Origin of the sequence: Tessaracoccus aquimaris (genome assembly GCF_001997345.1) — a bacterium.
In the GTDB taxonomy this organism is placed as follows: Bacteria; Actinomycetota; Actinomycetes; order Propionibacteriales; family Propionibacteriaceae; genus Arachnia; species Arachnia aquimaris.
Genome location: NZ_CP019606.1, coordinates 2,392,786 through 2,405,199 on the forward strand (window position 1 = coordinate 2,392,786; position 12,414 = coordinate 2,405,199).

The window sequence follows — 12,414 nt, forward strand, 5'->3', positions numbered from 1 at the left end:
AGCGCCTGCCCGGCCTGCCCATCCAGCCCGAAGATGCGCAAGGCGGTGGAGACCGCATCGGTCTCCACCGCCCCTCCGTCCCCCGGTCTCAGTCGACGGCCAGAGCCTCCGTCGGTGTCGCGTTCGCTGCCCGGCGTCCCGGCAGGATCGACGCGAGGATCGCCGCCAGGAGGCACACCCCGATCAGGCCAGCGGTGTAGAGCCAGTCGAGGGAGAACTTCAGCGCGATGTCCTCCGACGGCATCATCCTGAGAGTGCTGTCCACGCCCAACCAGCCGAAGAACATGCCTGCGGCCAGGCCGATCACCGTGCCGATCGCGACCAGCGCTACCGCCTCGATCAGCAGCATCACCCGCAAGCTGGCCCGCTGCATGCCCAGCGCCCGCAGCAGGGCCGACTCGCGTTGCCGCTCCAGGACCGAGAGCCCCAACGTGTTCCCGACCCCGACGAGCGCGATGAGCACCGCGACGCCTAACAGCGCCGTCATGGCGATCAGCAGCACGCCCAGGATCTGGCCGAGCATGCCTGCGAACACAGCGCCGCTGCCGTCGGTCAGGGCATCCGGGTAGTCACTCAGGATCGTCAGCACGGAGTTCAGGGTTCCCGTCGAACTGCGGTCGTGGAACTGAACCCAGACGCCGGTCGCGGCGGGATCCGCGGAGATCCTGGAGTACGTCGCTGGCGAGACCATGGCCTGCCCGAGGCTCACGCCCTCGCTCTCCTTCACCGTCAACGTGAGCGCGCCGTCAGACGTGGGAACCTCGATGCTGCCGGAGTCGACCGGCTCGAAGGGCGACACCAGGACGGTGCCGTCGGTGGGGCTCTGCGACGTGGGCGCCTTCAGCCCGAGCCCGCCGAACGCGTCGGCGGGGCGAAGAAGTCCAGCATCGCCGCCCCGACCTCGATCCGCTTCGAGTCCACCTCGGTGACCTTGGAGACACCCCCGACGGCCTCGATCCTGCCGACCAGGTCGGCGGGCACGGATCCCTGGACCGGGAACGCGACGGCGACGTCGACGGGATAGCGCTCGTTGATGTAGGCCATGCCCGAGGATCGGGCGGTGGCCAGCGCGACCTGGAGCGTCACGATCAGGCCGACCGCGAGCATCAGCGCCGTGGCCGTCGACGCGGCGCGGCGAGGGTTGCGCGCCGCGTTCGTCAGTGCCAAACGCGCGGTCGGCCCAGAAGAGCCGAACAGTCGCGCGCAGAGCCGCAACAGCGGGGCGATGTACAGCGGGGCGGCGATCAGCACTGCGAGCGTCAACGCCACTCCTGCGAGGATGGCCCACAGCAGTCCGAGATCGGTGTCGGTGCGGCTGACCACGACGAGGCCGATCCCGGCGACGGCCGCCAGGCTGCAGACGACGATCCGCGCGATGCTCGCCCTGCGCGCCTCCGCCGCCGTCGGCACGACCTGGAGGGCCTCGAGCGGCTTGACGCCTGCGGCCCTCAGGGACGGTGCGACCGCCGCGAAGACGGTCGCAATTACGCCCGCCGCCCAGGCGATCAGCAACTCGACCGGCTCAACCGTGATCCCGAAGAAGTTCGACCCCGTCACCGCACCGCCGATCCAGGCGACCAGGAATCCGATGCCCAGGCCGATCAGCGAGCCCACCGCGCCGAGCAGGAAGGACTCGGCGAGCAGCCGCTTCGTGACCTGGCCGGGCGTCGCGCCGATGGCCCGCAGCAACGCCAATTGCCTGCGCCGTTGCGTCGCGAGGATCGTGAACGTGTTGGCGATGGTGATGGCGCCGACCAGCAGCGCGATGGCGCCGAAGCCGTAGAGCAGGTTCTTGAACACGTCGAAGCCGTTGGTGACCTCGATCAGTGATGCCTCCCGCACGTCGGCGGCCCGTTCGACCTTCGCCACATCCGCCATGCCCTCGAGCGCCGTGACGACCGTCGCCTCGTCAGCGCCGGGGGCGAGTGTGACGGCGACCTGGGTGGCGAAGGTGAGGTCGTCGGGGGTGCCGGTGTAGCCGGTGACGCCCCACAGCGACGCGGGGTCGTTGGTCTCGCCGACGACGAGCACGTCCGCCGCCCCATCGTCGCCGAGGGTGTCGCCGACCTTGGCCTTGAGGGTGCTCAGCGCGTCAGCGGAGAGGGCCACCTCGCCCGGCTTCTCGGGGAGTCGGCCGTCGACGACGTGCGACCACCTGAGCGGCTCCGGGGGAAGCTGGTAGAGCGAGGCCATCACGGAGGCCCCGTCCTTGCTGAGGAAGCGGCCCTGCCCCAGCGGCACCGGCGCAGCGGACTCGACTCCGGACACGCCTGCGGCTGCCTCTGCCGCGGTGGCGGTCCTGCCCTCCGCCGTCGTGACGACGAGGTCGGCCTTGCTGATCGGCAGCGCGAACAGCCCTCCCATCGCGGTGCGCTGGCTGTTGACGAACACCGAGATGGCGGAGATGAAACCGACGCTGATCGCGATGGCGATCAGGGTGGCGACGAAGCGGCCTGGGTGGAGCCTCAGCTCACTGAAGGCTTGACGCCACATCAGGCCACCACCGCTCCAAGCAGCGAGAGCATCGTCTCAGCGGTGGGGTCGGCGACATCCTGGACGATGCGTCCGTCCAGCAGCATCAGCGCCCGGTCGGCGTATCCGGCCGCCTTGGGATCGTGGGTGACCATGATGATGGTGCGACCCTGGTCACGGGCGCAGGACTGCAGGTACTCCAGCAGGGCAGTCCCGGTGCGCTGGTCGAGCGCCCCGGTTGGTTCGTCGGCGAAAATCACCTCCGGCTGGGTGACGAGGGCCCGCGCGATGGCGACGCGCTGCTGCTGGCCGCCGGAGAGCTGGCTCGGACGGTGCGTGAGGCGGTCGGCGATGCCAAGGGACGAGACCACCTGGTCGAGCAGTTGCCTGTCGACCTTCCGGCCTGCGAGTTCGAGGGGCAGCACGATGTTCTGCTCGGCGGTCAGGGTCGGAAGCAGGTTGAACGACTGGAAGACGAAGCCGATCTTGTCGCGCCGCACCCGCGTGACGGTCTTCTCGGGAAGCAGCGCGATGTTGTCGGTTCCGATGAACACGCCGCCGCTGGTGGGCCTGTCGAGGCCCGCCATGCAGTGCATCAGCGTCGACTTGCCCGAACCTGAGGGCCCCATGATGGCGGTGAAGCTGCCGCGCTCGATCGCGACCGACACGTCGTCCACCGCAACCACCGGTGTCTCGCCCGTGGTGTAGACCTTGGTCAGATGGTCCGTGCCGCAGGCGGGAACCTGGTTCGGGTAGTTGGTCATGCTCGTCCTTCCTGACGCTAGTTCCTCGAACCTAACCGGCGGCGCGGCCGTGGCGGATCGGCTGGTCGTCACCAATGTCGGGCCGCGGATGAGACTCCGGTCGGAGCGGTATTGGACTGGGGAGGGGTACGGCCCCCTAATATCGGGCAACATGCAGCGACGAACCATCACCCTCCTTGGGCCCGCCTTCGTCGCAGCCCTGGCTTACGTCGACCCGGGAAACGTCGCCGCCAACCTCAGCGCCGGCGCCCAGTACGGCTACCTGCTGGTGTGGGCGCTCGTGCTCGCCTGCCTGATGGCGATGCTGGTGCAGTACCTGTCGGCCAAGCTCGGCGTCGTGACGGGACAGTCGCTGAGCGCCCTGATCCGCGACTTCCTGGACTCGCGCCGACACCGCGGTGTGTGGCGCGTGCTGTACGCGGCGCAGGCCGTCGCGGTGGCGATCGCGACCGACCTCGCCGAGGTCGTCGGCGGGGCGATCGCGCTGAACCTGCTCTTCGGGCTGCCGCTGTGGCTCGGCGCGATCATCGTCGGCGGCGTCGCCATCGCGTCTCTGCACTGGATGAGGGCCCGCGGCGAACACTTCTTCGAGATCCTGATGGCGGCCGTCCTCGCCGTGATCGCGATCGGCTTCCTGGCCACCTTGTTCTGGCTGCCGCCCGACCCCGTCGACGTGCTCGGAGGCATGCTTCCGCGGTTCACCGACGCCGGATCGGTGCAGTTGGCCGCCGCGATGCTCGGCGCGACCGTGATGCCGCACGCGATCTACCTGCACTCCGAACTGGCCAAACTTCGCCACAACGACTCAGGCGAGACCGTCGAGCGACTGCTGAAGGTGCAGCGCATCGACGTCGCGGTCGCGCTGACGATCGCCGCGGCCGTCAACGTGTCGATGCTGCTGTTCGCCGCTGCGGGCCTGCGCGGCGCGTCGATCGACTCGATCGAGGGCGCCTACGCCCAGATCGACCAACTCGTCGGAGCCCTTCCGGCGACGGTGTTCGCGATCGGCCTGCTGGTCTCCGGGCTTGGCTCCGCCATCGTCGGCACCGACGCGGGCGCTGGCATGGTGCGCGACTTCGTCTCCCCGAGGATCACCCCGACGGTGCGGCGGCTGATCACCCTGGTGCCCGCCGTGGTGGTGCTCGTCGCTGGGCTGCACCCGACTCAGGCGTTGGTGCAGTCGCAGTTGGTGCTGAGCTTCGGCATCGCGTTTGCGCTGATCCCCCTGGTGCTGCTGACGTCAAGCCGCGGCGTGATGGGAGAGCACCGCAGCAAGCGCCTCGTCTCCGGCGTCGCATGGGTGGTCGTCGCCTCGGTGATCGCGCTGAACGTCGCCGTCCTCGCCACCGCCTGAGGTTCCCCGCATGGGGACCTGGGCTGGGTCCGGCGTTGAGCATGTTCGGCTGCTCGTTCTCGCAGCCGCCTCGTTTGAACGTTCAGATCGACAACGGGTTACCAAACATGCTCAACCGCATCCCCCGCACCGCTCCCCGGTGCGCCCCAGTTGGCGTTGGTGCCCTGGCCCGACTGCGCCCGTCCGTGCGTGGCTGGCCCGAAGCGGCATGTGCCACGATGGTGCGACAAGGGCTGGAGGACACCATGGCGCGACCTGACGACGACCACGAACTGTGGAGACGCTGGATCACCTTGGCCGCCGGCGAGCTTGGCCTCTCCCCCGACGACGTCCCCGTCGACGACCTGCTCCGGCTCACCGCCGTGATCGCGCACGGCGTCGACCGCCCGATGGCACCAGTGTCGGCCTTCCTCGTCGGCCTCGCGATGGGTCGCGGCGCCGACCGTGAAGAAGCCATCAAAAAGCTGACCGGGCTGGCCCAGGAGTTCGCCTCCTGAACCAGCCCGGCCTGAACCAGCCTGGCAACGGTTACGTCAGGCCTGCCCGCCGAACAGCGAGGTGACCGATCCGTCGAGAAAGACGGCGTTGATGGCCTTGGCGATCAGCGGAGCGATCGACAGCACCGTGAGGTTGTCGATCCCCTGCTCCGGGAGGATCGGCAGCGTGTTGGTGACGATGATCTCCTCCATGCCGCTGCCGTTGAGTCGCTCGGCGGCCGGCCCCGAGAACACGGCGTGCGTGGCCGCGGCGATGACGCGCTTCGCGCCACGCTCGCGCAGCGCATGCGCGGCCTCCGTGATGGTCCCTGCCGTGTCGATCATGTCGTCGACGAGCAGGCATGTCTTGCCCGCCACGTCGCCGACGACCTCGTGGACCGCGACGGTGTTGGCCTTGTTCGGATCGCGACGCTTGTGGATGATGGCAAGCGGGCAGCCGAGCTTGTCCGTCCACATGTCGGCCAGGCGCACTCGCCCGGCATCGGGCGAGACGATGCACATCTCGGTGGGGTCGTACTTCTCGGCGACGTAGTCCGCGAGCACCGGGAGTCCCCAGAGGTGGTCGACGGGGCCGTCGAAGAAGCCCTGGATCTGCGCGGCGTGCAGGTCGACCGACATGATCCGGTCCGCACCCGCGGCCTTGTACAGGTCCGCCACCAGTCGCGCCGAGATGGGCTCGCGGCCGAGATGCTTCTTGTCCTGTCGCGCGTACGGGTAGAACGGTGCGACGACCGTGATGCGCTTGGCGGAGGCACGCTTGAGCGCGTCCACCATGATGAGCTGTTCCATGATCCACTCGTTGACGGGCGCCGTGTGCGACTGGATGACGAAGGCGTCACAGCCGCGTACCGACTCCTCGAAGCGGACGTAGATCTCCGAGTTGGCGTACGTCAGGGCCCGAGTGGGGACCAGTTCCTGCCCCATGAGCGACGACACCTCCTGAGCCAGCTCGGGGTAGGCACGCCCGCTGAAAAGCATCAGGTGCTTGTCGTTCTTGGCGATCTGGGTCATCTGGTCAGGCCTTCTTCTTTCGGGACTCGAGAACTGCTGGATGAATCGACCCGTCCGCCTCGGCCGCGGCGGCGGCCTGCTTGGACTCGGGGCGACGATCGTTGACCCATCCCTCGACGTTTCGCTGTCGACCGCGCGCGACGCCGAGCGCCCCCGCGGGGACGTCGTCGGTGATGGCGGAACCGGCCGCGACGAGCGCGCCTGGGCCGATGTCGACTGGTGCGACGAGGACGGAGTTGGAGCCCACGAAGGCGTTCTTGCCGACGTGTGAGGTGGACTTGTTGATGCCGTCGTAGTTGGCGAAGATCGTGCCTGCGCCGATGTTGGCACCGTCGTCGACGACCGCGTCGCCGCAGTAGGCGAGGTGCGGCACCTTGGCGCCGTCGCCGATCTGGGCGTTCTTCGTCTCGACGAAGGCACCGATCTTTCCGCCGACGCCCAGGATGGTGCCTGGGCGCAGGTAGGAGAAGGGGCCGACGGTGGCGTTCTCGCCGATCACGGCGAAGGAACCATGAGTGCGGACGACCTCGGCGCCGGGGCCGACCTCGACGTCCATCAGCGTGGTGTCGGGGCCGATGGTGGCGCCCTCGCTGATGGTGGTGGCGCCCTGCAGGATGACCCCTGGAAGGAGAGTCACGTCCTGGGCGAGGTCGACGTCCACGTCGATCCAGACGCTGGTCGGGTCGATCATGGTGACGCCCTTGAGCATCCAGGTGTCGCGGATCCGGCGGTTCATCTCCGCGTTCATCCTGGCGAGCTGGATGCGGTCGTTGACGCCCTCGGTCTGCCAGACGTCGTCGATGATGTGGGCGCCGACGCGCTGCGAGCGCTGCGCGGCGAAGTGGACGACGTCGGTGAGGTACTGCTCGCCCTGGGCGTTGTCGGTGGTGAGCGCACCGAGCCCCTGTCGCAGGGTCGCCGCGTCGAAGACGTAGATGCCCGAGTTGATCTCGTCGATCCCCCGCTGGGCCTCCGAGGCGTCCTTGTGTTCGACGATGCCAGTGACGGTGTCGCCGTCGCGGACGATGCGGCCGTAGCCGGTCGGGTCGTCGACGATGGCGGTCAGGACGGTGACGGCGTTGCCGTTGCCGCGGTGCACGGCGACGAGTTGGCGCAGCGTGTCGCCGGTGAGCATGGGCACGTCTGCGTAGGTCACGACGACCTCGCCCTGCAGGTCGCCGAGGCCGTTGAGGCCGCAGGCCACCGCGTGTCCGGTGCCGAGTTGCTGATCCTGGACGGCGGTCGTGACCGCGGCGGAGAGTTGCTCGAGTTGGGCCTCGACCTGTTCACGCTGGTGCCCGACGACGACCACCAGATGCTCGGGGTCGAGCGCGGCGGCGGCCGAGACGGCAAAGCTCAGCATCGGCTTGCCAGCCACTTCGTGCAGCAGTTTGGACTTCGAGGACTTCATGCGGGTCCCGCCTCCGGCGGCGAGAACCACAACGGCTGCGACTGGCGCGAGCTCGCTGTCGGTGGACACGGGTTTCTCCTTCTGTGGCCGACGGGCGACGTCCCCGGTTGCTTGGCACCCGCGCGCTGGGCGCTCGGCGTGCCGTCGTCCGCAACCGGAGTCGTTTCGCATCATACGGCGTTCCGGCTGTTCACGCCGATTTGCCGACAGCCCCGCGCACGCTATCTGGCGGCGCCGAATCCGCCGGACGTGAGCGCCGCGGCGATGGAGGCGACCGTCTCCGACGGATCTGCCGCCGGATCGAGGCTGATCGTGAGTCGGTCCAGGACGAGGCCGTTGGCGAGGTGGTGCAGCGCGACGACGGCATCGCGGCCGCCCGGGAGGCCGCGCTGGACGTGGAACGACACGTCCGCCTCGAGCCCGGCCCTCAGGAACGGGCCGATCCGCTCGGCCAGCGCTGGCGTCCTGGCCGCCTCGAGTCGGAGTTCGACGAGGGCGAGCGCCAGCGCCGGTCGCGCCAGAAGTCGCTCGACGACGTAGCCGACGTAGGCGGTGAGCGCCTCCCGCGGCTCGGCGATCGCGGCGAGGTCGTCGAGTTCAAGTTCAAGGTGAGCCCGGTCCTGCTGGGGGCTGGCATCAGCCCCATCGCAGGCGAGAGGGGAAGTGAGTTGACGCTCGCGTCGACCCAGTTGCTCCCGGCAGGCGTGGTGCTCAACACCTACCTGCGGTGATGTGCATTGCGTGATTGCCCGGCGCTGAGCGCGCTCGGGAGGTGGCTCCCCGGGTAGGAGTCGAACCTACTTCGCTAATCCTGATTCAAAGTCAGGCGGGCCCTGCCGAAAGACCAACCGGGGATCTGGCCCATCGGACCAGCCATGAGTCTATCGTCAGGGCTGATGCAGGGGCCAACTGCGCGAAGCGCGGTTCTCCACAGGCCGTCGGGTCGGTGGAAAATCGGCGCAGCACCGTCCAATGATGGGGCCACACGACGAGAGGAATCGGCATGGACAAGGTTCGTTGTTTCGGCAGCGGTGACGCACTGTACGCCGCCTACCACGACGAGGAGTGGGCGCGCCCCGTGGACGACACCGCAGACGAGGCGGGACTGCTGGAGCGCCTGTGTCTGGAGGGCGCCCAGGCGGGTCTCAGTTGGATCACCATCCTGCGCAAACGCGAGGGATACCGGGAGGCGTTTCACGGCTTCGATCCGGAGAAGATCGCCGCGATGGGCCCAGACGATGTGGAGAGGTTGCTCGGCAATCCCGGCATCGTGCGGAACCGGCAGAAGATCGAGGCGACGATCGGCAACGCCCGGGCGCTGCTTGCGATGCACGAACAGGGCGAGCGGTTGGCGGACGTGATCGCCGCGCACACCCCCGAGCCGCGCGACCACGCGCCGCTCACGTTCGCCGACGTGCCCGCACAGACCCCGGAGTCGGTCGCCCTGAGTAAGGAGTTGAAGAAGCGGGGCTTCCGCTTCGTCGGCCCGACGACGCTGTACGCGACGCTGCAGGCCATCGGAGCGGTCGACGACCACATCCACGGCTGCTGGTTAGCGAAGGACCGGGTCGCACAGGCCGCCCCCTGAGTTGACGGCCGCGGCGTCGACGGTCCAGCGGCCCGACCAAGGGGCGCCTTGAGCGGGGACGGAAGCAGTTGCGACCACCGTTCCCTGATTCGGGCCGCCGACGAAGTCGCGCGCCCGAGTCGAAGGGTCCGAAACCAACACACCAATCGGACGCCTCGACAAGCTCGACGAACGACCAAGGACCGCCGATCACCACAGTCGCACCTCAGCCGAGCCGCTCGCGAGGTCGCGACCGCCGTTCCCTGAGCCGGGCCGCCGACGAAGTCGCGCGCCCGAGTCGAAGGGTCCGAAACCACAGCCAAGCGCGACGCCCGGACGCCTCGACCCAACTCGGCGAGCGGGTCCAGCACCCTCCACCCTTCGGACGTCTCGACAAGCTCGACGAACGACCCGCACCACGACCACCAGTCACACCAGAGCTGGGCAACCGACGTCGCGCCCGCCCGCTCCGAGCCAGACAACCGAGGTCGCGCCACCGTTCCCTGAGCCGGGCCGCCGACGAAGTCGCGCGCCCGAGTCGAAGGGTCCGACACAACAGCCGAGCGCGACGCACGGACGCCTTGAACAACTCGGCGAACGGGTCCAGCACCCGCCACCCTTTCGGACGTCTCGACAAGCTCGACGAACGGGCCGCACCACCGACCACTACAGACGCACCTCAGCCGGGGCCGCCCGCGAGATCGCGCCCACCGTTCCCTGAGCCGGGCCGCCGACGAAGTCGCGCCCGAGTCGAAGGGTCCGAAGCAAACAGCCAAGCGCGACGCTCGGACGCCTCGACAAGCTCGGCGACCGGGTCCAGCCCCCTCCACCTTCGGACGTCTCGACAAGCTCGACGAACGACCACCACCGACCACCACCGAGGCACCTCAGCCGGGTCGCTCGCGAGGTCGCGACCGCCGTTCCCTGAGCCGGGCCGCCGACGAAGTCGCGCGCCCGAGTCGAAGGGTCCGGAACCGCAGCCAAGCGCGACGCCCGGACGCCTCGACCCAACTCGGCGAGCGGGGCCAACCCCCTTCACCCTGCGGACGTCTCGACAAGCTCGACGAACGGTCCTGACCTCGGCGCTCGAGGTGGGGCTGACCGTCGTGGGGGCGTACCTCGCGAGGCTGCGGAGGAATGGCAACCTCCCTCCGGGCGAGCCCGGCGGCGCTCATGAGAGACTAGGGGGCGTGTCAGCCCGCTCAACCACGCCTCGCGCCCGCCGTCCTCGCACCAGGATGAGCGCCGCCGAGCGGCGCGAGCAGTTGCTCGAGATCGCCCGCGAACTTTTTGCGGAGCGGGGCTTTGAGGGGACCTCCGTCGAGGAGATCGCCTCGCGTGCGGGCGTTTCCAAGCCCGTCGTCTACGAGCACTTCGGCGGCAAGGAGGGGGCCTACGCCGTCGTCGTTGACCGGGAGACCAAGACGCTGCACACCGCGATCCGCGACGCCCTGACCACCCCGGGCGCAGGCGCACGGGAACTGCTGGAGCGCGGCGCGATGGCGCTGCTGCAGTACATCGACGAGCGCCCCGACGGCTTCCGGATCCTCTCGCGCGACCCCTCCCGCGATCCCCAGGCGGTCCCCTCTCCTGGCCAGCCGACCGGCTCGTTCGCGTCGATCCTCAGCGACATCGCCGTCCAGGTGGAGGACCTGCTGGCGGCCGAGTTCACCAAGACGGGGCACGACCCGCAGTTCGCAGGGCTCTACGCGCAGGCCCTCGTCGGCCTCGTCGCACAAACCGGGCAACTCTGGCTCGACAACCGGGAACCGTCCCGCGAGGTGGTCGCCCGGCACCTGATCAACCTGGCCTGGAACGGCATGGCCCATCTCAAGCCCGATCCGCGGCTCGTGATGGAGCACATGGATCGCCGCACCGCAGCCGCTGCGACGGCCTCCGAGCCCGAGGACGAGGCGACCCACGCCAAGCGCAAGCGCAAGGCCTGAGTCAGCCCGCGTTACCAAGCAGCAGCCGGCGCAGCAGCGACGCCAACTGGTCGCGGTCCGCATCAGGCCACCCAGCGAGCAGTTCCTGCTCGACCTCGAGCAGCGACGCGAGCGCCGCGTCGACGAGTGCCAGCCCCTTGGCGGTCAGGGCGACCTGCACCCCGCGCCCGTCGTTGGGGTCCGACTCCCTCGTGACGGCGCCCCGGGCGACCAGCCGGTCGACCCGGTTCGTCATGGTCCCCGAGGTCACGTGTGTCTCGCGCAGCAACTGTCCCGGCGACAACCGATGGGGGGCGCCCGCGCGACGGAGCGCGGCCAGGACGTCGAACTCCCAAGCCTCGATCGAGTGCGTGGCGAAGGCGCGCTTGCGGTGCCCGTCGAGGATGCCCGCGAGGCGGTCGATGCGCGACCAGATCTGCATGGAGCCGAGGTCAAGGTCGGGGCGCTCGGTCGCCCATGCCTCGACGACGCCGTCGACCTCGTCGCTCACGGCAGCACCTGGGCGCCAGCGACCGGGCCGAACGCCCGTCGGACGGCGCGCACCCCGCTGAACACGGCCAGGGCCTCGGCCAGTTCGATGCTGTGGGCGTCCGATCCGGCCAGGAATGCGCAGGTGGGGCCGGAGCCGCTGACGATCGCGCCGAGGGCGCCCGCCTCCAACCCCAGCTTGAGCGTGTGTTCGAGTCCGGGCTGCAGCGCGATCGCGGCGGCCTCAAGGTCGTTGGTCAGGTTGGCGCCGACGACCGCCGCGTCGCCGGCGCGGAGGCCCTCGAGAAGCCTCGAGGGGATCTCGGTCGACTGCGGCTCGGTGGTGCGGTCGAACTCCTTGAACACGGCGGGCGTGGAGAGCCCGGCGTGTGACAGCGCGAAGGTCCAGTGGTAGGTGCCCGACGTCATCACAGAGGTCAGGTCGACGCCGCGTCCAGTGCCGATCGCGGTGCCGCCGACCAGCAGGAACGGCACGTCCGAGCCCAACTCGGCGGCCAGGGGCTGCAACTCGTCGCGCATGGCGCCGACATCCCACAGCGCGTTGCATGCGACCAGCACGGCCGCGGCGTCGGCCGACCCTCCCGCCATTCCGCCCGCGACGGGGATGCGCTTGCGGATGGTCAGGGCCACGCCTGCTCCGGCGACCTGGAAGCGTTCGGCGAGCAACTTGGCCGCCCGCATCGCGAGGTTGGTGTCGTCAACGGGCAGGAAGGCGGCGCCCTCGCCGTGGAAGGCGAGGCGGAACTGGCCCGCGGGTGCAGCCTCGGCCAGCACCTCGTCGCCGAGGCTGACCGCTTGGAAGACGGTGCCCAATTCGTGGAAACCCTGGGGGTCGGTCCCGCCGACACGCAGGGCCAGATTCACCTTTGCGGGCACGCGAACCCGCACAGCTCTGGTCACACC

At 69.3% G+C, this 12,414-nt stretch carries 12 protein-coding genes and 1 tRNA gene; 4 read left to right on the forward strand and 9 right to left on the reverse strand.

All coding sequences use genetic code 11. From position 1 onward, the window contains the following. Window positions 1-88: 88 nt before the first annotated feature. The 3 genes from BW730_RS11230 to BW730_RS11240 are packed head-to-tail and all read right to left on the reverse strand — an operon-like array spanning window position 89 to window position 3,404. Window positions 89-799, reverse strand: a complete 711-nt coding sequence (locus BW730_RS11230; protein ID WP_077686312.1) for an ABC transporter permease — start codon at window positions 797-799, stop codon at window positions 89-91. Between the two features lie 41 nt (window positions 800-840). Then, window positions 841-2,493, reverse strand: coding sequence for an FtsX-like permease family protein (locus BW730_RS11235; RefSeq protein ID WP_077686313.1), 1,653 nt, complete (start codon window positions 2,491-2,493; stop codon window positions 841-843). Then, window positions 2,493-3,404, reverse strand: coding sequence for an ABC transporter ATP-binding protein (locus BW730_RS11240; protein WP_418082015.1), 912 nt, complete (start codon window positions 3,402-3,404; stop codon window positions 2,493-2,495). Before BW730_RS11240 ends, BW730_RS11235 begins: the two co-directional genes overlap by 1 nt. Between BW730_RS11240 and BW730_RS11245 the strand changes: the two genes are divergently transcribed. Both BW730_RS11245 and BW730_RS11250 read left to right on the forward strand, forming a co-directional pair. Further along, complete coding sequence (locus BW730_RS11245; RefSeq protein WP_077686315.1) at window positions 3,388-4,590, forward strand: Nramp family divalent metal transporter; 1,203 nt, start codon at window positions 3,388-3,390, stop codon at window positions 4,588-4,590. The genes BW730_RS11240 and BW730_RS11245 overlap by 17 nt on opposite strands. 245 nt (window positions 4,591-4,835) lie before the next feature. Next, complete coding sequence (locus tag BW730_RS11250) at window positions 4,836-5,087, forward strand: DUF6457 domain-containing protein (RefSeq protein WP_077686316.1); 252 nt, start codon at window positions 4,836-4,838, stop codon at window positions 5,085-5,087. A gap of 36 nt (window positions 5,088-5,123) precedes the next feature. Here BW730_RS11250 and BW730_RS11255 read toward each other — a convergent pair whose 3' ends face one another. The 4 genes from BW730_RS11255 to BW730_RS11270 all read right to left on the reverse strand — a co-directional run bounded on the left by BW730_RS11255 (window position 5,124) and on the right by BW730_RS11270 (window position 8,364). After that, the gene (locus BW730_RS11255) at window positions 5,124-6,065 is read right to left on the reverse strand and encodes a ribose-phosphate diphosphokinase (protein ID WP_237268047.1); all 942 of its coding nucleotides are present in this window, start codon (window positions 6,063-6,065) and stop codon (window positions 5,124-5,126) included. A 37-nt stretch (window positions 6,066-6,102) separates the two neighbouring features. Continuing rightward, the gene (glmU, locus tag BW730_RS11260; protein ID WP_237267960.1) at window positions 6,103-7,509 is read right to left on the reverse strand and encodes a bifunctional UDP-N-acetylglucosamine diphosphorylase/glucosamine-1-phosphate N-acetyltransferase GlmU; all 1,407 of its coding nucleotides are present in this window, start codon (window positions 7,507-7,509) and stop codon (window positions 6,103-6,105) included. 221 nt (window positions 7,510-7,730) lie between these two features. Beyond that, window positions 7,731-8,255 (reverse strand): hypothetical protein, encoded by a 525-nt coding sequence (locus BW730_RS20175; RefSeq protein WP_158522731.1) that lies wholly within the window; start codon window positions 8,253-8,255, stop codon window positions 7,731-7,733. Window positions 8,256-8,282: 27 nt separating this feature from the next. Beyond that, window positions 8,283-8,364 (reverse strand) — tRNA-Gln (locus BW730_RS11270). Window positions 8,365-8,512: 148 nt separating this feature from the next. On the opposite strand from BW730_RS11270, the gene BW730_RS11275 reads away from it, so the two are divergent. Further along, the gene (locus BW730_RS11275) at window positions 8,513-9,097 is read left to right on the forward strand and encodes a DNA-3-methyladenine glycosylase I (RefSeq protein WP_077686319.1); all 585 of its coding nucleotides are present in this window, start codon (window positions 8,513-8,515) and stop codon (window positions 9,095-9,097) included. A gap of 1,217 nt (window positions 9,098-10,314) precedes the next feature. Continuing rightward, the gene (locus BW730_RS11280; protein ID WP_077686320.1) at window positions 10,315-11,022 is read left to right on the forward strand and encodes a TetR/AcrR family transcriptional regulator; all 708 of its coding nucleotides are present in this window, start codon (window positions 10,315-10,317) and stop codon (window positions 11,020-11,022) included. Between the two features lies 1 nt (window position 11,023). Here BW730_RS11280 and BW730_RS11285 read toward each other — a convergent pair whose 3' ends face one another. Both BW730_RS11285 and BW730_RS11290 read right to left on the reverse strand, forming a co-directional pair. After that, on the reverse strand, window positions 11,024-11,512 hold the full coding sequence (locus BW730_RS11285; protein WP_077686321.1) for a MarR family winged helix-turn-helix transcriptional regulator: 489 nt from the start codon (window positions 11,510-11,512) through the stop codon (window positions 11,024-11,026). Beyond that, a complete protein-coding gene (locus BW730_RS11290) occupies window positions 11,509-12,411 on the reverse strand; it encodes a 4-(cytidine 5'-diphospho)-2-C-methyl-D-erythritol kinase (protein ID WP_077686322.1) in 903 nt (300 codons plus the stop codon). The genes BW730_RS11285 and BW730_RS11290 overlap by 4 nt, the downstream gene beginning before the upstream one ends. Window positions 12,412-12,414 lie beyond the last annotated feature (3 nt).